This window comes from Dactylosporangium fulvum (assembly GCF_025137375.1).
GTDB classification, from domain to species: domain Bacteria; phylum Actinomycetota; class Actinomycetes; order Mycobacteriales; family Micromonosporaceae; genus Dactylosporangium; species Dactylosporangium fulvum.
The window spans coordinates 3,194,324-3,217,257 of sequence record NZ_CP073720.1 but is presented as its reverse complement, the minus strand read 5'-3'; the positions used below and the strand labels follow the sequence as shown (position 1 = coordinate 3,217,257).

At 75.0% G+C, this 22,934-nt stretch carries 9 protein-coding genes and 1 pseudogene; 3 read left to right on the top strand and 7 right to left on the bottom strand.

Features of this window, described 5'->3' with window-relative positions:
• Positions 1-5: 5 nt before the first annotated feature.
• From Dfulv_RS49045 to Dfulv_RS14695, 7 genes and pseudogenes are all read right to left on the bottom strand, one after another.
• A pseudogene (locus Dfulv_RS49045) lies at positions 6-1,217 on the bottom strand (condensation domain-containing protein); the annotation flags it as partial.
• Positions 1,214-16,156 (bottom strand): non-ribosomal peptide synthetase, encoded by a 14,943-nt coding sequence (locus tag Dfulv_RS14720; RefSeq protein ID WP_259863529.1) that lies wholly within the window; start codon positions 16,154-16,156, stop codon positions 1,214-1,216. The pseudogene Dfulv_RS49045 and the gene Dfulv_RS14720, both read right to left, overlap by 4 nt.
• 100 nt (positions 16,157-16,256) lie before the next feature.
• Complete coding sequence (locus tag Dfulv_RS14715) at positions 16,257-16,475, bottom strand: MbtH family protein (RefSeq protein ID WP_259863528.1); 219 nt, start codon at positions 16,473-16,475, stop codon at positions 16,257-16,259.
• Entirely contained in the window at positions 16,472-17,965 is a 1,494-nt protein-coding gene (locus Dfulv_RS14710) for a tryptophan 7-halogenase (protein ID WP_259863527.1), read from the bottom strand. Before Dfulv_RS14710 ends, Dfulv_RS14715 begins: the two co-directional genes overlap by 4 nt.
• Positions 17,962-18,195 (bottom strand): phosphopantetheine-binding protein, encoded by a 234-nt coding sequence (locus Dfulv_RS14705; protein ID WP_259863526.1) that lies wholly within the window; start codon positions 18,193-18,195, stop codon positions 17,962-17,964. Before Dfulv_RS14705 ends, Dfulv_RS14710 begins: the two co-directional genes overlap by 4 nt.
• 64 nt (positions 18,196-18,259) lie before the next feature.
• Positions 18,260-18,856 carry a GNAT family N-acetyltransferase gene (locus Dfulv_RS14700; protein WP_259863524.1) on the bottom strand — a complete coding sequence of 199 codons (597 nt, stop codon included), beginning with the start codon at positions 18,854-18,856 and terminating at the stop codon, positions 18,260-18,262.
• A complete protein-coding gene (locus Dfulv_RS14695) occupies positions 18,857-19,873 on the bottom strand; it encodes an ABC transporter substrate-binding protein (RefSeq protein WP_259863523.1) in 1,017 nt (338 codons plus the stop codon).
• A gap of 132 nt (positions 19,874-20,005) precedes the next feature.
• Here Dfulv_RS14695 and Dfulv_RS14690 point away from each other — a divergent pair, with 132 nt between their 5' ends.
• From Dfulv_RS14690 to Dfulv_RS14680, 3 genes are read left to right on the top strand one after another with little or no spacing between them, the layout of a single operon-like run.
• The gene (locus Dfulv_RS14690; RefSeq protein WP_259863522.1) at positions 20,006-21,037 is read left to right on the top strand and encodes a FecCD family ABC transporter permease; all 1,032 of its coding nucleotides are present in this window, start codon (positions 20,006-20,008) and stop codon (positions 21,035-21,037) included.
• A complete protein-coding gene (locus tag Dfulv_RS14685) occupies positions 21,034-22,089 on the top strand; it encodes a FecCD family ABC transporter permease (protein WP_259863520.1) in 1,056 nt (351 codons plus the stop codon). Before Dfulv_RS14690 ends, Dfulv_RS14685 begins: the two co-directional genes overlap by 4 nt.
• Positions 22,086-22,922 carry an ABC transporter ATP-binding protein gene (locus tag Dfulv_RS14680; RefSeq protein ID WP_259863518.1) on the top strand — a complete coding sequence of 279 codons (837 nt, stop codon included), beginning with the start codon at positions 22,086-22,088 and terminating at the stop codon, positions 22,920-22,922. The genes Dfulv_RS14685 and Dfulv_RS14680 overlap by 4 nt, the downstream gene beginning before the upstream one ends.
• The last annotated feature ends 12 nt before the right edge of the window (positions 22,923-22,934 follow it).

Sequence of the window (22,934 nt, the reverse complement as noted above, 5' to 3'; positions counted from 1 at the left end):
CGGTCCAGCACCCACGTGGCGGCGGCGCGGTCGACGACGTCGGGGCGGTACTCGGCACCGAGCTGGAGGCGCTCGCCCGGCACCACGGTCAGGGTCAGCGGGTAGTGGGTGGCGTCCCGGCCGGTCACCTCGGCCAGGCGTAGACCGGCGGCCTCCTCCAGGGCGCGCAGGCCGTCGGCGTCGAGCGGGTAGCTCTCGAACACCAGGAGGGTGTCGAAGAGCGGGCCGATCCCGGCCTGCCGCTGGATCGCCGCGAGGCCTACGTGCTGGTGGTCGAGCAGCGCGGCCTGTTCGGCCTGCAGCCGGGCCAGGAAGCCCGCCCACGTGTCGGACGAGCGGGGCCGGACCCGGACCGGCACCGTGTTGATGAACAGGCCGACCATGTCCTCCACACCCGGCAGCGTCGCCGGGCGACCCGAGACGGTGGTGCCGAAGACGACGTCGTCACGACCGGTCAGCTCGGCGAGGACCAGCGCCCAGGCGCCCTGCACGACCGTGTTCAGCGTGAGGCCGAGGGCGCGGGCCCGCTCGGCGACGGCCGCCGCGTCGACGTGGACCTCGACGAGCTCGGGTTCGGCGGCGGCCGGGGCCGCACCCGGACGGACGAACGTGGCCTCCTCGACGCCGTCGAGGGTGTCGCGCCAGGCCCGCTCGGCCGCGGCCCGGTCCTGCCGGGCGACCCAGGCGAGGTAGTCCTTGTACGGGCGGGCGCGGGGCGGCTCGCCGCCCGCGTACAGCATGAGCAGGTCGCGGACGAGCAGCGGCGCCGACCAGCCGTCGAGCAGGATGTGGTGGCTGGTGAGCACGAGGCGGTGGCGGTCGGTGCCGAGGCGGACCAGCAGCCATCGCAGCAGCGGCGGGCGGGCCAGGTCGAACGGCCGGCGCCGCTCGGCCGTGGCCAGCTCGTCGGCCGCCGCGGCGGCACCGGCCGTGGTGGACACGTCCGCCTCGGTCCAGTCGACGGGGACGGATGCCGGGATGAGCTGGACGGGCTGGCCGGCCTTGCGCGGGCGGAACGCGGCGCGGAGGTTGGCGTGCCGGTCCAGCACCGCCTGGGCGGCGCCGCGCAGCCGGACGGCATCCAGCGGGCCGTCGAGGGTGAGCACCTGCTGGACGACGTAGACGTCCTGGTCCCCGGCGGAGTACGACGACAGGAAGTACAACCCCTCCTGCAACGGCGAGAGGGGCAGGATGTCCTGCAGTCCGCCCGTGGTCACAACTGCCTCCACTCGTCTTCGAACTCGTCGATCTCGTCCTGGCTGAGGGTCACCAGGGTCAGGTCGGATGGGGTGTGCCCGCCGCCGCCGGGCGCCTCGGCGGCGGCCCGCAGCCGGGCGAGCGCGGCCAGCCACAGCTCGCCGAGGCTGGTCACGTCGGCGGCGGTGAGGATGCCCTCGACGTAGGCGATGCGGATGTCGAGCTCCGGGCCGGTCGGCAGGTCCGCCGTGGCGGCGTTGATCTCCAGCGGGTGCGCCACCGGGAAGGCCGGGTCGAGGCCGTCGCCGAGGTGCTCGCCCTCGGGAGCGGCGACCCAGTCGGTAGCGTCGCCGGTGGCGAGCCGGCCCAGGTAGTTGAACAGGATCTCCGGGCCGGGCGCGGCGGCGAGCCGGTCGGCGGTGTCCGGGTTGAGGTACCGCAGCAGGCCGTAGCCGGCACCCGCGTCGGGCACCGCGCGCAGCTGCTCCTTGACCTGTTTGAGCGCCGTGGCGGCGTCGCCGCCGCCGGGGTCGAGGCGGACCGGGTACTCGGTGGTGAACCAGCCGACGGTACGGGTGAGGTCGCTGCCTGACACCAGGTGCTCCTCGCGGCCGTGCCCTTCGAGACGCAGCAGGACGCCGTGCTCCGCCGTGGCCGGGCGCCACTCGCGCACGGCGAGGGCGAGACCGGCGAGCAGGACGTCCTGGACGCCGGCGTGGAACACCTCGGGAACGGCGGTGAGCAGCGGCCGGGTGTCGCCGGCCGGCAGCCGCAGGGTGTGCTCGCGCTGCGCGGCGACGGTGTCGCGGGCTCGGTCGACCCGCCGGGCGCCCAGCGGTGCGGCTGGCGTGTCCACCGTGGACAGCCAGTGCGGCAGCTCGCCCGCCCGGTCGCGGGCGGCCACGGCGAGCCCGCGGGCCCAGCCGCGCAGCGAGGTGCCGACAGCCGGCAGTTCGATGCGCTCGCCGCGCGCCGTCCGTTCCCACGCGGCGGCGAGGTCGCCGGCCAGGATGCGCCAGGAGACGCCGTCGACGACTAGGTGGTGGGCGACGAGCAGCAGGCGGTCCCGGCCCGGGAACCACACGGCCTGCAGCATCCGCCCGGCCTCCGGCGCGAGCCGCCGCACGGCCGCCGCGTGCTCGGCCCGGTAGTCGGCCTCGGCGGCCGCGTGGACCACACGCAGCAGGTCGGTGGCGGACACCGTGCCGGTGGGCGGGACGAACAGGCCGCTGCCGCTCCAGCGGGCGCGCAACGCGTCGTGCCGGTCGAGCAGGGCCTGCAGGACCCCGGCGAGACCGTCACGGGTGAGCGCGGACGGTACCCGCAGCAGGAGCGCCTGGCTGACGCTGCCGATCGGGGCGTCCTGGTCCCGCAGCCAGCCCATGATCGGGGTCAGCGGCACCTCGCCGAGCCCGGCACCCTCCGGTTCCCGTGCGGGGCCGGAAGCGCCGTCTGCGACGACGACGGTGGCGGCGAGCGCGGCAACGGTCTGGTGCTCGAAGACCTGCCGGGCGGACAGCTCCAGGCCGGCGGCGCGGGCGCGGGAGACGAGCTGCAGTGCGACGATGCTGTCGCCACCGAGGCCGAAGAAGCCCTCGTCGACGCCGATCTCGTCCAGGCCCAGCACGTCCGCGAAGAGCGTGGTGAGCAACTCCTGCAGCACGGTCGCTGGACGCTCGACGCGGCGCTCCAGCACCGGCTCCGGCAGGGCGGCCCGGTCGACCTTGCCACCGGCGGTGCGCGGCAGCGCGTCGAGCACCACAACGGCGGCCGGCACCATGTGGGCGGGCAGCCGCCGCGCGGCCCAGGCGCGCAGTTCCTCGGAGTCCACGGTGCTGTTGCCGGCGGCGCCCTCGACGTAGGCGACGAGCCGGTCCGCACGGGCGACGACGGCGGCGTGGCGCACGTCCGGGTGCTCGGCGAGCACGGCGACGATCTCGCCCGGCTCGATCCGGAAGCCGCGGATCTTCACCTGGTCGTCGGCCCGGCCGAGGAACTCCAGCTGCCCGTCCGCGGTGCGCCGGACGAGGTCGCCGGTGCGGTACATCACGGTGCCGGGCGGGCCGAACGGGTCGGCGACGAACCGCTCGGCGGTCAGTGCGGGCCGGCCGAGGTAGCCGCGGGCCAGCCCGGCGCCGGCGAGGTACAGCTCACCGGGGACACCGGGCGGCACCGGCAGCAGCGCGGCGTCGAGCACGTGGGCGCGCTTGTTGCGGTCGGGGCGGCCGATGAGCACCGGGCGGCCGGGCTCGCACTCCCAGTAGGTGGAGTTGACGGTCGCTTCCGTCGGGCCGTACGCGTTGAGCATGCGGTGTGTGGGCGCCCACCGGGTGACGAGGTCGGGCGGGCAGCGATCGGCGCCGGTCACCACCGTCACGTCCGGCGGGACGACCCCGGACGGCAGCGCGCCGAGCGCGGCGGGCGGCAGGGCGAAGTGCGTGATCCGCTCGTCGCGGACGAACTCGGCGAACGGTGCGCCGAGCCGCGCCGCCTCGGGCACCACGACGAGGGTGGCGCCGCGCAGGAGGGTGACGGCGAGCTCGGCGACGGTGACGTCGAAGCTGGGCGAGGCGAACTGGGCGATCCGGTCGCCGGGGCGGACCCGCCACAGCTCGGCGAAGGTGTCGGCGAGGTCGCCGAGGCCGGCGTGCGGGACGACAACACCCTTGGGGCGGCCGGTGGAGCCGGAGGTGTAGATGACGTAGGCGGGGTGCTCGGGCCGCAGCGGTGCGATCCGGTCGGCGTCCGTGACCGGCGCGGCGTCCGCGCCTGGCTCGACCGGGTCGAGGTCGACGTGCAGCACGGGCGGGCCGTCCGGGACCGTGGCGGTGCCGGGCGCGGCGATGACGAGGACCGGGGACGCGTCGGCGGCGAGACCGGCGATCCGTTCGGCCGGGTACGCGGGGTCGACCGGCAGGTAAGCGCCGCCGGCCTTGGCGACGGCCAGCTCCGCGGCGAACAGCTCGGCGGAGCGCGGCAGCAGCACCATGACGGTCCGCTCGGGGCCGGTGCCATGGGCGATCAGGCGGCGGGCGAGGCGGTTGGTGTGCGCGTCGAGCTCGGCGTACGTGAGCGTGCGTGGCCCGTCCTGGAGCGCGATCGCCTCGGGGGTCCGCGCCAGCTGCTCGGCGAACAGGCCGGGCAGCGTGCTCGCCGGGCGTGGCGCGTTGATGCCCTGCCAGCCGGCTTCGAGAGCCCGGTGCTCGGCCGGCGCGAGGACGTCCAGTTCGGACACCCGCCGGTGCGGGGCCGCGGCGGCGGCGGTGAGCAGCCGGACGAGCCGCTCCGCCAGGGTGGCGACGGTGGCCGGATCGAAGAGGTCGGCGCTGTACTCGATGACGCCGCGCAGACCGTCGGTACCGTCCTGACCGTCCTGCTCGGTGACGACGATGCCGAGGTCGAACTGGGCGACGCCGGTGTCGACCGGCACCGGCTCGGTGTCGAGGCCGGGCAGGCCGGGCACCTCGGCCGGCAGGTGCTGGTAGGCGACCATGACCTGGAACAGCGGGTTGCGGCCGGCGGACCGCTCGGGGTTGACCGCCTCGACGACCCGCTCGAACGGCACGTCGGCGTGGCCGAACGCGGCCAGGTCGGTGCGGCGCACCCGGCCGACGAGGTCGGCGAAGGTGGGGTCGCCGGCGACGTCGGCACGCAGGACGAGGGTGTTGACGAAGAACCCGGCCAGCTCGTCGAGGCGCTGGTCGGTCCGGCCGGCGACGGGGCTGCCGAGCGGGATGTCGGTGCCGGCGCCGAGCCGGCTGAGCAGCGCGGCCAGGGCGGCCTGCACGACCATGAACGCGGTCGCCCCGGTGCGCCGGGCGAGGTCCCTCACGAGCCGGTGGGTCGGCGCGTCCACGGCGAACGGGACGATGCCGCCGGCGTGGGAGGGGACGGCGAGGCGCGGCCGGTCGGCGGGCAGCGCCAGCTCGGCGGGCACGCCGGCGAGGGCGTCGCGCCAGAACGCGAGCTGCCGCTGCTGGACCTCGCCGAGCAGTTCGTGCTGCCAGAGGCCGTAGTCGGCGTACTGCACCGGCAGCGGCGCCCAGTCCGGGGCGGCGCCACGGGTGCGGGCGGCGTAGGCGATGCCGAGGTCGGCGACGAGCCGGCCCTCGGACCATTCGTCGGTGACGATGTGGTGCAGCAGGAGCAGCAGGACGTGCCGGTCGGGGCCTTCGGCGAACAGGTGCGGCCGGACGAGGAGCTCGGCGGCGAGGTCGAACCCGTGGCGGGCGGCGGCCGCGAGCCGCTCGGGCAGCTCGTCCGCGGTGGTCGCGGCGATGTGCCACCGCGGCCGCGGGTCGGTCAGGATGCGCTGGGCCGGCCGGCCGTCGACGGTCGGGAAGACGGTGCGGAGGCTCTCGTGCCGGGCCAGGACGTCGTCGAGCGCGGCGCGCAGGGCGGCCTCGTCGAGCGGCCCGGTGAGCCGCAGCGCGAACGCCACGTTGTAGGTGGGGCCGGGGCCGGTGAGCTGGTGGTGCAGCCAGAGCCGGTGCTGGGCGGGCGAGACGGGCAGCGGGTCGGGCCGTTCCCGGACGCCGAGAGCCGGTCCGGCGTCCGTGCCGGCCCGGTCGAGGTGGGCGGCGAGCGCGGCGACGGTCGGCGCGTCGAAGACGGCGCGGATCGGCAGGGCCGTGCCGAACACGGCGCGGATCCGGGCGGCGAGGGCGGTCGCGGTGAGCGAGTGACCGCCGAGGGCGAAGAAGTCGTCGCCGGTGCCGACGGCGGGCAGCCCGAGCACCTCGGCGAACAGCCCGCAGAGGATCTCCTCGGCGGGGGTACGCGGCGTGCCGGCACCCGCGGTGAAGTCGGGCGCGGGCAGCGCCTTGCGGTCGACCTTGCCGGCGACCGTGACAGGAATCCGGTCGAGGGTGACGACGGCGGCGGGCACGAGATGGTCCGGCAGCCGGGCGGCGGCCCACTCACGCAGGTCGCCGGGATCGCCGACAACGTAGGCGACGAGCCGGCCCTCGACGGCGACGACCACCGCCTGCGACACGCCGGCGTGTTCGCTCAGGACGGCGGCGACCTCACCCGGTTCGATCCGGAACCCGCGGATCTTCACCTGATCGTCGGCCCGGCCCACAAACTCCAGCGACCCGTCCACCGCCCACCGCACCACATCCCCGGTGCGATACATCCGCCCACCCGCCCCGAACGGATCCGCGACAAACCGCGCCGCCGTCAACCCCGGACGAGCCAGATAACCCCGACCCAACTGCGCACCCGACAGATACAACTCCCCCGCCACCCCCGGCAGCACCGGACGCAACCAACCATCCAGCACATAGGCCCGGGTATTCCCGATCGGACCACCCACCGACGGCGACACACTGTCCGCGACCCACGCCAACAACGTGTCCACCGTGCACTCCGTCGGACCGTACAGATTCACCCCGACCGTGCCCGACGCCTCACGCAACGCCGTCCAGATCCGCGGATCAGCGGCCTCGCCACCGAGCGCAACAAGCGCCGGCCGGTGCCGGCCCTCAGCCAGCAGTCCGGCAGCGACCAGCGGCCCGGCCAGGGACGGAGTGACATCCAGGAAATCGATACGGTGCCGGTCCACGTAGGCCGCGAACAGCTCCGGGTCGCGGCGGGTCTCGTCGTCGAGCAGGTGCAGCTCGTGGCCGGCGACCAGCCACAGCAGCCCCTCCCACGACGTGTCGAACACCGTCGCCGCCGACAACGCCGCCCGGATCCGCCGCCCGCCCGCGGTCGGCTCGATGATCCGCTCGCGGTGGTGGTGGTACAGGTTCATCAGGCTCGCGTGCTCGACCACCACCCCCTTGGGCCGGCCCGTCGAACCCGACGTGTAGATGAGATACGCCGCCGACCGCGAATCCACCACGGGCAGTTCCGCGTCGGCGGTCTCCGCCAGCAACTCCGGCGTCACCACCACGGCGGGCGCCGCATCGGCCAGGAGGTAGTCGATCCGCTCCGCCGGATAGGACGCGTCGACCGGCAGATACACCCCGCCCGACACCAACACCGCCAGCCACGCCACCACCGCGTCCTCCGTACGCGGCAGCAACACCGCCACCACCCGCTCCGGACCCGCACCCCGGGCGACAAGGACGCGGGCGAGACACTCCACCCGCGACCACAACTCCGCGTAGGTCAACGACACCGCACCGAAGCGCAACGCCACCGCGTCCGGCCGCGCCGCCACCGTCTCCCGCAGCGCATCGACCACCGTCCGGGCCGGGACAGGCAGCAGCGTGTCCTGCGCGGGGACCACGGCCGCCGCGGGCAGCGCCGCCAGACGGGCCGACGGATCGGCCGCGAAGGACTCGAGGAGCGCCGAGAAGCGGGACAGGACCGCTGTCGCCGCCGCCGTGGAGTAGAGGTCCGGGCGGTGTTCCAGGCGCAGCCGCGGCCGGGTGCCCGGCACGACGACCAGGCTCAGCGGGTAGTGGGTAGCGTCGACCGGGATGCCGCCGCCGATCGCGAGCCCGGGCACGGCCGGGACGGCGGCACCGGTCGGGTAGCTCTCGAAGACGGTCAGCGTGTCGAACAGCTCGCCCAGCCCGGTGAGGCGCTGGATGTCGGCCAGGCCGAGGTACTGGTGGTCGAGCAGCGCGGCCTGCTCGGCCTGCAGCCGGGCCAGGAAGCCCGCCCACGTGTCGGACGGGCGCGGCCGGACCCGGACCGGCACCGTGTTGATGAACAGGCCGACCATGTCCTCCACACCCGGCAGCGTCGCCGGACGACCCGACACGGTCGCGCCGAAGACCACGTCGTCACGGCCGGTCAGCTCCGCGACCGTGAGCGCCCAGGCACCCTGCACAACCGTGTTCAGCGTGAGGCCGAGGGCGCGGGCGGCGGCGGTGAGCCGCCCGGCCGCCGGCTCGTCGACGACGATCTCGGCGACCTCGGGCAGCACCGCGGTGTGCGGCGCGCCCGGGGCGACCAGGGTCGGCTCGTCGACCCCGGCGAGGGCGTCCCGCCAGGCCGACGTGGCGGCGTCGCCGTCCTGCGCGGCGAGCCAGGCGAGGTGGTCCCTGTACGGGCGGGGCGCCGGGCCGGGCTCCCCGGCGTACAGCTGGAAGAGGTCGCGCATCGCGAGCGGGCCGGACCAGCCGTCCATGAGCAGGTGGTGCTGGGTCAGGACGAGCCGGTGCTCGCCGGCGCCGAGGCGGACGAGGACGAACCGCAGCAGCGGCGGTGCCTGAAGGTCGAACCGGCGGCGCCGCTCGGCCGCGACGAGGCCGGCGAGCGCGTCGGCCGGATCGTCCACGGTGGACAGGTCGAGCTCGGCGAACGGGACCTCGGCGGCGGCCGGGATCACCTGGACGGGACGGCCGGCGGCGGTACGGTCGAAGCCCCCGCGAAGGTTCGGGTAGCGCTCCAGCAGCGCCACGGCCGCCGCCCGGAGCCGCCCGGCGTCGACCGGTCCGGTGAGGGTGAAGACCTGCTGGACCGTGTAGACGTCGGCACCGGCGTCGTCGAGGCTTGCCAGGAAGTACAACCCCTGCTGCAACGGCGACAGCGGCAGGACGTCGGTGAGGCCGGGCCAGCGGGCGGCGAGCTCGTCCAGCGCCTCGGCGTCGAGGCCGGCGAGCGGCACGTCCGACGGGGTGAGGGCACCGGCGCCGGGCTGGTTGGCGGCGACCTGGACGGCGACGAGCGCGGCGAGCCAGTCGTCGGCGATGCGGCGGGCGTCGCTGTCGGCGAGGGCGCCGGCCGGATAGGCGAACTCGGTGCGCAGCACGGGACCGTCGGCGGTGTCCACGGTGGACGCGTTCACGGCGAGGCGGTGCCGCACCGGCATGCGGGGGTCGGCGGTGGCGTGCGCGGCCGGCAGTTCGGCGGCGATGCCCCAGTCGCCGGCGTCGGCGACGGTGAACCGGCCGAGGTAGTTGAACAGGATCTCGGGCTCCGCCGCCGGGGCGTCCCCGGCGAGGTAGCGCAGCAGGCCGTAGCCGATGCCGCCGTCGGGCACCGCCCGCAGCCGTTCCTTGACGCCGCGGACGACGGCGGCGGGGCCACCGGCGGCGGCCGGGAGGCGCACCGGGTATTCGCTGGTGAACCATCCGACGGTGCGCACCAGGTCGGCGCCGGGCACGACCTGCTCCTCGCGGCCGTGGCCCTCCAGCGCGACGAGCGGCTCGGCGGCCGCGCCCGTGCGCCGCGAGAGAGCCAGCACGAGGGCCGCCAGCAGCACGTCCTGCACGCCGGCGCGGAACGTGTCGGGGACCGTGGTGAGCAGCGGCCCGGTGACCGACGCGTCGAGGGTGACGGTGATCCGCCGCAGGGTGCCGGCGGTGTCCGTGGCGGGGTCGAGCGGGCGCCCGCCGAGCCGGTTCGCCGGGCCGTCGAGGACGGCGTGCCAGCGGTCCCGCTCGGCGGCGCGGGCGGCGACGGCGGCGTGGAGCCCGGCGGCCCAGGCCCGAAACGGCGTGCCGGCCGGGCGTCGCGGCGCACCGGCCGCGGCGGCGGCGAGGTCCTCGGCGAGGATGCGCCAGGAGACGCCGTCGACGACGAGGTGGTGCGCGACGAGCAGCAGCCGGTCGCGGTCGGGGAACCAGACGACCTGCAGCATCACCCCGCCTTCGGGGTCGAGCCGGTCGGCGGCGGCCTCCCGTTCCGCGGCGAGGTCGGCGCCGGTGACGACCTGCAGGCGCAGGTCGAGCGGCCCGTCGGGCACGTCGAGCGCCCAGCGGTCGCCGTCGGTCGCCAGGCGGGCGCGCAGCACGTCGTGCGGGGCGAGGGCGGTGCGCAGCACGTGGTCGAGCCCGGCGGCGTCGAGGCCGGCCGGGGTGCGCAGCAGCAGCGCCTGGGAGTAGCGGGCGACGGGGGCGTCGAGCTCGCGCAGCCAGGCGATGACGGGGGTCTCCGGCGCGCGGCCCGTGCCGCCGCCTGCGGCCGCGGCGGCCGGCGCGACCGGTGCCGCGGCCCCGGCCAGCTCGGCGACGCTCTGGTGCTCGAACACCTGGCGGGGCGTGATGTACAGGCCGGCGTCGCGGGCGCGCGAGACGAGCTGGATGGACAGGATGCTGTCGCCGCCGAGGGCGAAGAACCCGTCGTGCCGGCCGACGGCGTCGCGGTTGATGCCGAGCAGCCCGGCGTAGAGGGTGGCGAGGGTCTCCTCGGCGGGCGTGCCGGGCCGTTCCCCGGCCGGGGCGGCGTTCGCTGGTGCGGGTGCCGGAAGGGCGGCCTTGTCGACCTTGCCGCCCGCGGTGAGCGGCAGCGCGTCGAGCAGCACGACGGCGGGCACGACGGCCGCGGGCAGGACGGCGGCGGCGTGGTCGCGCAGCGCGTCGGCCGTGGCGTCACCGCCGACGCCTCCGGCGGGCACGACGTAGGCGACGAGACGGGCGTCCCGGGCGACGACGACGGCCTGGGCGACCGCCGGGTGGGTGGCGAGGATCGCCTCGACCTCGGCCGGCTCGACGCGGAAGCCGCGGATCTGCACCTGGTCGTCGGTGCGACCGAGGAACTCCAGTTGCCCGTCGGCGGTGCGGCGGACCAGGTCGCCGGTCCGGTACATCCGCTGCCCGGGCCGGGCCGGGTCGGCCACGAACCGCTCGGCGGTGAGCGCCGGGCGGCCGAGGTAGCCGCGGGCCAGGCCGGCGCCGCCGAGGTACAGCTCGCCGGGGACGCCGGGCGGCACCGGGCGCAGCGCCGCGTCGAGCACCTGGGCGGTCCGGCCGTGGTCGGGGCGGCCGATGAGGACCGGACCGTCGCCGGTGGCCGTCCAGCTGGTCGCGGTGACGGTGGTCTCGGTCGGGCCGTAGGCGTTGACGAGCCGCCGGCCGGCGGACCACCGGCGCACCACGTCGGGCGGGGCGGCCTCGCCGCCGATGGTGATCGTGACGCCCGCCGGGATCGCGGTCGCCGGCAGCGCGGCGAGCAGGGCCGGGGGCAGGTCGGCGTGGGTGATGCCACGGGCGGTGACGAACTCGCCGAGGGCCGCGCCGAGCCGGGCGTCCTCGGGGACGACGACGAGCGTGCCGCCGGACAGCACCGACGCGGCGAGTTCGCTGATCGCGACGTCGACGGCGGGCGAGACGAACTGCGCGGCGCGGGTCCCAGGTCCGGTGCCGAAGCCGGCGCGGACGCTCGCCACCAGGGCGGCGAGGCCGGCGTGCGGGACGACCACGCCCTTCGGGCGGCCCGTCGAGCCCGAGGTGAAGATGATGTACGCCGGGTGCTCCGGCCGGACCGGCACCAGCGGACCGGTCGTGTCGTCCGTCGGGTCCGCGAGCGTGAGGTCCGACTCGGTGACCGCCAGGACCGGTGCGGAGGCGATGCGGGCCGTCAGATCCTCATCGGCGAGCACCAGGACCGGTGCCGCGTCCGTGAGCTGCTGGGTGATGCGCCCGGCCGGGTGGTGGACGTCGAGCGGCAGCAGGCAGGCGCCCGCCTTGGCGACGGCGAGGACCGCGACGACGAGGCCGGCCGAGCGCGGCAGCCGCACGGCCACGACCCGCTCCGGCCCGGCCCCGGCGGCGACGAGGCGCCGCGCGAGCCGGTTGGCGAGGGCGTCGAGCTCGGCGTAGGTCAGCGTGCGGTCGCCGTCCTCCACGGCGGGCGCGCCGGGCGCGGCGGCGACCTGGGCGGCGAACAGTTCGGCGAGCGTGCGCTGCGGGGCGTCGAACGGCGGCCCGTGCAGCGGCTCGCGCTCGGCGCCGATGAGCAGGTCCACGGTGGACAGTCGCCGGTCCGGGTCGGCGGTCACCGCTTCGAGCAGCAGCAGGAGCCGGTCGGCGAGCGATCGGACGGTCGCCGGGTCGAACAGGTCGGCGCGGTACTCGACGGAGCCCTCGAGACCGCCGGGGCGCTCGGCGACGTCGAACGTCAGGTCGAACTTGGCCGTGCCGGTCGCCACGAGCCGCGGCGCGACCCGGACGCCGGGGAAGCCGGCGACGTCGGGCAGGGCTGCCTGGTAGGAGACCATGACCTGGAACAGCGGGTGGTGCGCCAGCGAGCGCTCCGGGTTGAGCTCCTCGACGAGCAGCTCGAACGGCAGGTCCTGGTGGGCGAGCGCGGCCAGGTCGGCGGTGCGGACCCGGCGCAGCAGCTCGGCGAAGGCCGGGTCGCCGGAGACGTCGGTGCGCAGCACGACGGTGTTGACGAAAAAGCCGACGAGCCGCTCCACGGCGTCGTCGCCGCGGCCGGCGACCGGGGTGCCGAGCGGGATGTCGGTGCCGGCCCCGAGCCGGCTCAGCAGCGCGGCGACCGCGGCCTGCACGAGCATGAAGAGCGTGACGCCGTGCCGGCGGGCCAGGTCGCGCAGGGCCCGCTCCAGCTCCGGCGGGATCGGGAAGGTGACGGTGCCGCCGGCCTCGGTGGCGCGCGCCGGGCGGGGCCGGTCGGCGGGCAGCCGCAGGGCCGGCGGGGCGCCGGCGAGGGCGTCCCGCCAGTAGGCGAGGTGCTCCGCCATCGGCAGCCGCTCCTGCCAGGCGGCGTGGTCGGCGTACCGCACCGGCAGCGCCGCCCAGCCCGGTGCGTGCCCGGCCGCGCGGGCGGCGTAGGCGGTGGCCAGGTCGTCGAGCATCGGTGTGAGCGACCACTCGTCGCCGGCGATGTGGTGGACGAGCAGCAGCAGGGTGTGCCGGTCCGGGCCGAGCGCGAACAGGGTGGCTCGCAGCGGCGTCTCGGCGGCGATGTCGAACGGGACGCGGACGGCCGCGGCGACGGCGTTCGCGGGGTCGCCGGCGACCGCGACGACGGCGAGCGTGACCGCGGGTTCACGCACGACCGGGTACGGCTCGCCGCCCCGGTCGGCGAAGACCGTGCGCAGCGGTTCGTGGCGGGCGGCGAGGTCGGTGAGGGCGGCCCGCAGCGCGGTCACGTCGAGCGGTCCGTCGAGGTCGAGGGCGAGCGGCAGGTTGTAGGTGGCGTTGGGCCCGTCGAGGCGAGACAGGAACCACAGCCGGCGCTGCGCGTGCGACATCGCGTCGCGGCCGGTGCCGGGCAACAGCTGCGGTCTCGCCGGCGCGACCGGGCCGGCCGCGATCCGGGCCGCGAGCCCCGCCACCGTCGGCGCGTCGAAGACGTCCCGCAGCGCGAGGTCCGTGCCGAAGACGGTGCGGACGCGGGCGGCGACCCGGGCGGCGAGCAGCGAGTGGCCGCCGAGGGCGAAGAAGTCGTCGCGAGGGCCGACCGCGGGCACGCCGAGGACGTCGGCGAAGACGCCGGCGAGCAGTTCCTCCGCGGGGGTGCGGAACGCTTCGGGCGCGGCGGCGTCGAGGGCGGGTGCCGGCAGGGCGCCGCGGTCGAGCTTGCCGTTCGGGGTGGTCGGCAGCGTGTCGAGCGGGACGATCGCGGCCGGGACCATGTAGTCGGGCAGCGCCTCGGCGGCGTGGCGGCGCAGCGCGGCCGGGTCCGGGGCGGTGCCGGTGACATAGGCGACGAGTCGGCGGTCGCCCGGCCGGTCCTCGCGGATGACGGCGACGGCGCGCCGGACGGCCGGGTCGGCCTCCAGGACCGTCTCGATCTCGCCGAGCTCGATCCGGAAGCCGCGCAGCTTCACCTGGTGGTCGACGCGGCCGAGGACGTCGAGGGTGCCGTCGGGGCGGCGGCGGGCCAGGTCGCCGGTGCGGTACATCCGCTCGCCCGGGTGGTAGGGGTCGGCGACGAACCGCGACGCGGTGAGGCCGGGCCGGCCGAGGTAGCCGCGGGCCACGCCGGTGCCGGCGAGGTACAGCTCGCCGGGGAAGCCGTCGGGCGCGGGGCGCAGCGCAGGGTCGAGGACGTAGGCCCGGGTGTTCCAGATCGGAGCGCCGACGCTGACCGTGTCGTCGGTGAGCCGGTGGGCGGTCGACCAGATGGTGGTCTCGGTCGGCCCGTAGAGGTTGGTCACGTCGGCGGCGTGCTTGCGCAGCTCGGCGGCGAGCTCCGGCGGGAGGGCCTCGCCGCCGACGAGGACCCGCAGTCCGCTCAGCGCGGCGGTGCCACCGGACTCGTCGGCGAGCGCCCGCCACAGCGTCGGGGTCGCCTGCACCACGGTCGCCCCGGCCCGTCGCACGAGCGCGGTGAGCGCGGCGGGGTCCTGGACGGTCTCCTTGGGGGCGAGGACCACGGCGGCGCCGGCGAGCAGCGGAAGGTACAGCTCCAGTCCGGAGATGTCGAAGCTCACCGTGGTGACGGCGACGAGCCGGTCGGCCGCCGTGAGCGGGACCGTCTCCCGCATCGCGAGGAGGAAGTTGACGAGGTTCTCCCGGGTGACGACGACGCCCTTGGGGCGGCCGGTCGACCCGGAGGTGTACAGCACGTAGGCCGCGTCGTGCGGGTGGTACACGACGGGCGGGGCCGCCGGCACGGCGGCAGCGGGTGGGAGCGGCCGGTCGAGCCGCAGCACCGGCACGCGGACCTCGGGTGCCCGCACGGCGCCGGTCGTGACGAGCAGGGCGGGCGCGCTGTCGGTGACCATCCAGGCGAGCCGGTCGGCCGGGAAGTCTGGGTCCAGCGGCAGGTACGCGGCGCCGGTGCGCTGCACGGCGAGCAGCGCGACGAGCAGGTCGGCGGTGCGGGGCAGGCAGACCGCGACGGTCCGCCCGGGCACGGCGCCGCGGGCGGCCAGGACCCCGGCGAGCGCCTCGACCCGCCCGGCGAGCTCCACATAGGACAGCTCGGTGCCGTCGGCGGTGACGACGGCGGTCGCGGCCGGGGTCCGGGCGGCCTGGGCGAGCCACAGGTCGGTGAGCCCGGCGGCCGGCAGGACGTGCGCGGGGCCGGGTGGCGGGACGGCGCCAAGGCCGAACCGGCCGCACGGGGTGTCGGCAGGTGCGGCGGCGAGCACGGCCAGGAGCTCGGCGAACCGGGTGGCGTGACCATCCACATCGGACGGTAGGTATCGGGTGGGGTTGCCGTCGACGACGATCTCGAGGACGTCGCCGCCACGGTCGTCGACGGTGATCGACAGGTCGTCGACCGGCCCGGCGGAGATGTAGCGTGGGGTGCCCGGCAGGCCGGCGAAGGACAGCGTGGTGCCGAACGGCTTGATGTTCACCCACGGGCCGATCAGCCGCCGGTCCCCGCCGACGAGCCCGAGGTCGCGCCGGATGTCCTCGCCGCGGTATCGCTGATGCCGGCGAACGGCCTTGATCTCGGCGGCGACCCGCTGGACGAGCACGGCCACGGTGTCGGCGGGCGCGACGGGCACCCGCAGCGGCAGCACGTTGACGGCGGTGACGGGCACCCGGGCGGCGACCGACCCGAGCCGGCCCATCATCGGCAGCCCGAGGACGGGTTCGGCGCTGCCGGTGAGCCGGTGCACGTAGAGTGCGGCGGCGGCAAGCAGTGCCTCGACCCGCGTGGCACCGAGGGTGGACAGACCGCGGCCGACGGCGGCGGGCAGGGTGACGCGGCGGCGCAGGAAGGTGGGGCTGGGCCGGACGGGTCCGGACGCCAGGTCGGGCACCTCGATGCCGGCGAGGCGCTCGCGCCAGAAGTCGCGGTCGGCGACCCACGTCGGCGAGGCCCGGTACCGTGCGTCCTCGGCGACGACGTCGGCGAGGTCTCCAAAGGTCCGGCCGGGGATTGAACCGGCCTCCACCAGCGCGGTGTACACGGTGGCGAGGCGCTGCGAGAGGAGGGCGAACGTGTACGCGTCCATCACGATGTGGTGGCAGCGCTGGTACCACGTCCAGCGCCCGGGGCCGCGGCGGATGAGCGCCTGGGCGAAGGCAGGGCCCGCGGCGAGGTCGATCGGGGTGGCGAGGTCGGCGCGCAGCCACGCCTCGGCCGCGGCGTCGTCGAGGTCGAGGACGGTCAGGGTCCACTCGAGGGTCTCGGCGACCTCCTGCCCGGGCCCGTCGCCGGTCTCGGCGAACCGGGCCCGCAGTGCGTCGGACTCGGCGACGACGGCGCGCAGCGCCTGCTCGAACCGCACGGGGTCGAGCTCGCCGTCGATGTCGACGCAGGCGGCCGTGGTGAACGCCGGTCCGGGGTCGAGCTGGTGGGCGTACCACACGCCGGCCTGGGCGCCGGTGAGTTCGAGACGGTCGGGCACGTGGGGCTCCTCGCAGGCGGGGCGCGCAGCGCTTGCCCCGCCGCGCCGTACGGGCGCGGCGGGTGCGGTGGGATGCGGTGGAGTCGGTGGGCGACGGTGGTCAGCCGGTCGCGTCCATCTGGGCGATCAGGCTGTTGGGCCGCATGTCGGTCCAGTGCGTCTCGACGTAGTCCAGGCAGGCGGCCCGGCTGTCCACGCCGAAGACTGCCTGCCAACCGGCCGGCACCTCGGCGAACGACGGCCACAGCGAGTGCTGGCCCTCGTCGTTGACGAGCACCAGGTAGGTGCCGTCCTCGTCCTCGAACGGGTTGGTCGTCATCGTGCCTCCTCCAGCAGCGCGGCGGGCTCCACCCAGGACAGTCCGTCGGACGCGGGCACCAGGCCGCCGTCGAGCAGCGGCAGTTCACGGGCGGCGGCGCCCTGGATGCCGCGGACCTGGATGTTGTTCATCTCCTGCATCACCTCGCGGACGACGGGGGTGCCGAAGAGGTGGTGCATGCGCTCACCGGACGGCGTCTGCATGTCGCCGGTGCGCTCCACCGCGTCGGCGAGCGCGCCCGACGAGACGCGGAAGGCCGTCAGGGCGTTCTCACCCGAGTGCACGCCGCCGACGAGGCTGACGAACGCCTCCAGGTCGGTGGTGGCGACGTTGGTGACCTTGCGGGCCTTCCAGAAGTACGAATCCTCGTTGCTCTGCATGTCGTAGAAGGCGGAGAGGAATTCGTAGAAGACCCGGTACTCGCGACGGTAGCGGCCCTCGAACTCGCCGAACGCGCGATCCTCGGTGACGTCGCCGGACAGCACGCTGTTGATCGAGCGGGCCGCCAGCAACCCGGCGTAGGTGGCCAGATGCACGCCGGTGGAGAACACCGGGTCGATGAAGCAGGCCGCGTCGCCGACGAGCACCATGCCGGGCCGGTGGAAGGTGCTGTTGGTGTACGAATAGTCCTTGCGGGTGCGCAGCTCGCCGTAGACGCCCTCGGCGACCCGGGTGGCGTCGGACAGGAAGTCCTTGACGATCGCGCAGCGGTCGACGAAGCCGAGCAGGGCCTGCTCCTGGTCGCCCTGCAGCCGGGCGGCATGCTCGCGGCTGATCACGGCGCCGACGCTGGTGAGCGTGTCGGACAGCGGGATGTACCAGATCCATCCCTCGTCGAAGGCGGCGCACAGGATGTTGCCCGAGTCCGGTGCCGGCAGCCGCTTGCCGCCCTCGAAGTAGCCGAAGAGCGCGATGTTGCGGAAGAACTCGGAGTAGATCCGGTCGCCGCCGGCGTGCTGGTGCACCCGGCTGCGGTTGCCGGAGGCGTCGACGACAAACGTCGCGTGGATCTCGTGCTCGATGCCGTCGGGATCGGTGTACCGCACGCCGCGGACCCGCTCGGCGTCGTCGATCACGCCGGTGACCGGGCTGTTCTCGCGCACGTCGACGCCGTGCTTCGCGGCGTTGCGCAGCAGGATCTCGTCGAACTTCATCCGCTCGACCTGATAGGCGAAGGACGTCGGGCCGGACAGTTCGGGCGCCACGGCGAAGAGGAAGTTCCACGGCACGGGGTTGGTTCCCCAGCGGAAGCTGCCGCCGCGCTTCACCATGAACGAGGCCTTCTCCAGTTCCTCGGTGACCCCCAGCAGCCGGCCGATGCCGTGCACCGTCGACGGCAGCAGCGACTCACCGATCTGGTAGCGCGGGAAGGTCTCCTTCTCCAGCAGGACGACCCGGTGGCCGCGCCGGGCGAGCAGCGTGGCCACAGTGGACCCTCCGGGTCCGCCGCCGACGACCACAACGTCGGTGTTCTCGATGATCGGGCTCAACGCTTCCCCTCCAGCAGGTTCCACCACGCGGCGACCGTCGGCTCCTGTGCCAGGTCGAGGTAGCCGGCCTCATAGCCGGCCTCGCGCCAGCGGGTCGCCAGGCTCATCAGCCGGATCGAGTCGAGACCGAGGTCGATGAGGTTGTCGTCGTCGGCGAAGCTCCCGGGCTCCTCGGCCAGCACCTCGGCGACGTCGCTGCGGAGACGTTCGAGGCTCAGGGGTGCGGTCATACGGATTTCCTTCGGTCGATTTAGGTTAGGCTAACCTTACTTTTTCGGCTTCGTAAAGCCCGCCTCACGCCTCTTTCGGCGGCATGCCACAAAACAGCAGCACAGCTCGCTTGTGACCAAGGTCGCTGATGCCCAGCGACCGGAATCCGGCCCGCGCGAACATCCGCAGCGCGACCTCGTGCCGCTCGTCGGGGTCGGCGAGCACGCGCCGGCAGCGCGGGTCGGCGAGGAACAAGCCCTCGGCGACCGCGCGCACCATCGCACGGCCGAGCCCCTGGCCGGTGCGGTCACGGTCCCCGATCGCGAGGTGGATGCCCAGGTCGTAGGGATCGGCGGGGTACCGCAGCCCGACGACGTCCCGCGGGATGCGGTAGATCTCGACGTACGCCACCGGCGCGCCGGCGTACGAGACCAGGTAGGGGCGGGAGTAGTCGCCCGCGAGCTGCTCGGCGATCGCCTCGGCCCAGCGGTCCGGCGGCCACGCCTGCCCCCAGAAGCGGGCGACGTGCGGCTCGTTCATCCACGCGCTGACGAGCCCGGGATCGGACCCGGCCACCGTCAGCTCGCGCGCCGACCACGGCTCGGACAGCAGCGGGGCAGGGGGAGGCCCCGCCGCAACAACCGCTGCGGCGAGACCTGCCGTCACCTCACGCGTGGACACTCAGGGAGCCACCTTCGCGGCGGTGGAGAGCAGCGGCACGACGTTCTCGATGATGTACTGCACCGACAGCGGCGTCGGCGTGCGCAGCGACGAGAACTGGGCCTCGGTCAGCGACACGTAGGCGCCGCGCTTGACCACGTTGAGGCTCTTGAACAGCGCGTTGCCCTCGAGCGCGGTCTTCAGGCCGCCCTCGGTGTAGTACGCCAGCAGCACGTCGGCGTCGAGGACGCCGACCTTCTCCAGGCTCAGCTGCACGGCGAACTCCTCGCCCTGCAGGCTCGCCACACCCGGGGCGAGGGTCATGCCGAAGTCGTTGAGCATCTTCACGCCGGCGTCCTTGTCGGACCGCAGCACACCGACCGAGCCGGCCTCCCACACCTGCGTGATCGCGAACTTCTTGCCGGCCAGCTCCGGGTGGTCGGTCTTGACCTTGGAGATCTTGCCCTCGACGTCAGTGACGATCTTCTCCGCCTCCGCCGTCCTGCCCACGGCCTTGGCGACCTGGCGCAGCGTGGCCTGCCACGGGTCTTCGAAGGCGCCGGTGGTCTCGTACGCGGTGGTCGGCGCGAGTTTGCTGAGTTTGGCGTACTCGTCGTCGATGTAGTAGTCGCCGCCGGCCAGGATCAGGTCCGGGTTGAGTGCGGCGATCTTCTCCACGTCGAAGCCGGTCTCGCCGGCGGTCAGCACGGTCGGCGTGCCGGTCAGCCGCGGCTTTGCCCATGCGGTGACGCCGCCCTCGCCGGAGGACTCGGCGATGCCGACGGGCTGCACGCCGAGCAGCAGCAGCGCGTCGAGGTCCGCGTCCGACAGCGCGACGATGCGCTTCGGAGCGGCGGGGATCGTCGCGGTGCCGAGCTTGTGGGTCAGGGAGACGGGGTAGCTTGCGGCCCCCTCGGACGCCGCCGGCGCGGATGTCTCCTTGGTGTCGTCGCCGCAGGCGCTGAGCAGCGCGAGTCCGGCGACGAGAGCGATGCCGGCCGCGGCGGCGCGGCGGGTCATGCGCAGGGAAAAGGCCATGTCGGACCTCACACTCGAAGTTAGGTTAGGCTAACCTAAGTGAAGATCTCCGGTGGAGGCAAGATGGAGTCCGAAGTTTGGTAAGGCTAACCTTCCATTGCCCGTCAGCGATACGTCGGAAGGAAGAAACTTATGGCGGCCGATGCCAAGCTTGCCCGCCCGGCTCCGCTGGTACGCGGCCGGAGCGCGGCGATCGCCGCCCTGATCGCGGCTGTCGCCGGGGCCGTCGTGCTGAGCCTCGCGGTGGGCGCGCAGACGCTCAGCCCGGCCGAAGTCTGGCACGCCGTGGTCGCCCCCGAGCCCGGCGCCCAGGCCACCGCGATCGTCCGCGACCTGCGCCTGCCGCGCACGATCCTCGGCCTGCTGGTCGGCCTGGCACTCGGCGCGGCCGGTGCCCTCATGCAGGGCCACACCCGCAACCCGCTCGCCGACCCCGGTCTGCTCGGCATCTCTGCCGGTGCCTCGTTCGCGGTCGTGATCGGCATCCAGCTCGGCGTGGACACGCTCACCGGCTACGTCTGGTTCGCCTTCGCCGGGGCGCTGCTCGCGAGCTTGCTCGTCTTCGGCATCGCCTCCGGGCGGCAGGGCGGCCCGACACCGGTGGCGCTCGCCCTGGCGGGCATGGCGATCAGCGCGCTGCTCGCCTCGTTCACACAGTCGATGCTGCTGGCCGACAAAGCGAGCCTCAACGTCTTCCGCTTCTGGGTGGTCGGTTCACTGTCCGGCCGGGACGCCGGGGTCGCGGTCCAGGTGACCCCGTTCCTCGCGGTCGGTCTGCTGCTCGCCCTCGCCAACGCGCCCGCCCTCAACGCTCTGGGCCTCGGCGAGGACGTGGCGCGCGCGCTGGGCCAGCGGGTGTTCGCCGCCCGGGCGGTCGGGGTGGCCGCCGTCGTACTGCTGACCGGCGCGGCCACCGCCGCCTGCGGGCCGATCGGGTTTCTGGGCCTGGTCGTGCCGCACGCCGCCCGCGCGCTGACCGGACCCGACCACCGGTGGCTGATCCCCTGCTCGGCCCTCGCCGGCGCTGCCGTGCTGCTCTGCGCCGACGTCCTGGGACGGGTCGTGGTCCGTCCGGCCGAGTTGCAGACCGGCATCGTCCTCGCCGCCGTCGGCGCCCCGTTCTTCATCGCGCTGGTCCGCCGCCGCGGCGTGGTGCGGCTGTGACCGCCGTGCTGGTGCGCCCCGCCGGGCGCCGGCTGGTGCGGGCGGGCCGGTTCACGACAACCGTGTCGGCGCGCTCGATCGCGGTCGGCGTGGCCGGCCTCGTGGCCACGGTCGCCGTCGCCGTGGTGGGCATCGGCAAGGGCAGCTTCACCATCCCGCCCGGCGACGTGGTCGACGTGCTGCTCGGCGGCGGCACGCCCGCCCAGCGGCTCATCGTGCTCGACCTGCGGCTGCCGCGGATCCTCACCGCGCTGCTGGTCGGCGCGGCGCTCGCGGTCTCCGGCGCGCTGACCCAGACCCTCACCCGCAACCCTCTCGCGAGCCCCGACGTGCTCGGCGTCACCAACGGCGCCTCGCTCGGCGCGGTCGCCGTCATCGTGCTCGCCGGCCCCGCCTCCGGCGCCGTGCCGCTGGCGGCGCTGGCCGGCGGACTCCTGGCGGCCACGCTCGTCTATGTCCTGGCCTGGCGCCGCGGCGTCGACGGCTACCGGCTGGTCCTCGTCGGCCTCGGTTTCGGCGAGCTCGCGCAGAGCGGCGTGTCGTGGTTCCTGGTCCGGGCCGAGATCGTTGACGCCACCCGGGCCACGGTGTGGCTCAACGGCTCGGTGGCCGGCGCGGAGTGGGCACAGGTGCGGCCGCTCGCCGCCGCCCTCGCGGTCCTGCTGCCGCTGGCCGTCGCGACGTCGTTCACGCTGCAGGCCATGCAGTTCGACGACGACGTGGCGCGGTCGCTGGGCGTACGGTTGCAGGCCGGACGGCTCGCGGTCGTCCTCACCGCCGTCGCGCTCGCCGCCGGGTCCGTCGCCGCCGCGGGCCCGATCGAGTTCGTGGCGTTCGTGGTGCCGCAGATCGCGCTGCGCCTCTGCGGTGGCTCCCGCCCGCCACTGGTCGTCTCGGCCGTCCTCGGGGCGCTGCTGGTGTCCGTGGCCGACCTGACCGCCCGCTCGCTGCTCACCGACCGGGAGCTGCCCGTCGGCCTGGTGACCGCGATCGTCGGCGCCCCCTACCTACTCTGGCTGCTGGTCCGCACGAATCGAAGGATGTCGGCATGACGGAGACCACCGGGGCCCGGTTGCGCGCCCGGGGACTGCGCCTCGGCTACGGCGACGCGATCGTCGTCGACGGCCTCGACCTCGACGTCCCCGACGGCGCGGTCACCGCCGTCGTCGGCCCCAACGGCTGCGGCAAGTCGACGCTGCTGCGCGCCCTCGGCCGGCTGCTGCGCCCGCGTGCCGGCGAGGTCCTGCTCGACGGCCGCCGCCTCGACCGCATCCCGACCCGCGAGGTGGCCCGCATTGTCGGGATGCTGCCGCAGAGCCCGGTCGCGCCGGACGGGCTGACCGTGGCCGACCTGGTGATGCGCGGCCGCCACCCGCACCAGAACTGGTTCCGCCAGTGGTCCCCCGGCGATCAGCAGATCGTGACCGAGGCCCTGGAGTGGACCGACATGCGTGACCTGGCGGACCGCCCGGTCGACGCCCTGTCCGGCGGCCAGCGCCAGCGGGCCTGGATCTCGATGGCCGTCGCGCAGGGCACCGAGATCCTCCTGCTGGACGAGCCCACGACCTACCTCGACCTGAGCCACCAGATCGACGTGCTGGACCTGGTGGCCCGCCTGCACCGGGAGCGGGGCCGCACCATCGTGATGGTGCTGCACGACCTGAGCCTGGCCGCGCGCTACGCGGACCACGTCGTGGCGATGAAGGACGGCCGGATCGTCGCCCAGGGCACCCCGGCCGACGTGTTCACGGTTGAACTGCTGGCCGATGTCTTCGGCCTGGCCGCCCTCGTCGTCCCCGACCCGGCCACCGGCACCCCGCTGGTCGTCCCCCTCCCCCGCGGCGCCGTGCCGTCCGCTCCGGTCGCATCCCGCACGCTCAGCTAGCGCGTCACCGGG

Coding starts and splice junctions, on each gene's coding strand:
- Dfulv_RS14690 (WP_259863522.1), top strand. CDS start 20,006: ATGGCGGCCGATGCCAAGCTTGCCCGCCCGGCTCCGCTGGTACGCGGC.
- Dfulv_RS14680 (WP_259863518.1), top strand. CDS start 22,086: ATGACGGAGACCACCGGGGCCCGGTTGCGCGCCCGGGGACTGCGCCTC.
- Dfulv_RS14715 (WP_259863528.1), bottom strand. CDS start 16,475: ATGACGACCAACCCGTTCGAGGACGAGGACGGCACCTACCTGGTGCTC.
- Dfulv_RS14705 (WP_259863526.1), bottom strand. CDS start 18,195: ATGACCGCACCCCTGAGCCTCGAACGTCTCCGCAGCGACGTCGCCGAG.
- Dfulv_RS14695 (WP_259863523.1), bottom strand. CDS start 19,873: ATGGCCTTTTCCCTGCGCATGACCCGCCGCGCCGCCGCGGCCGGCATC.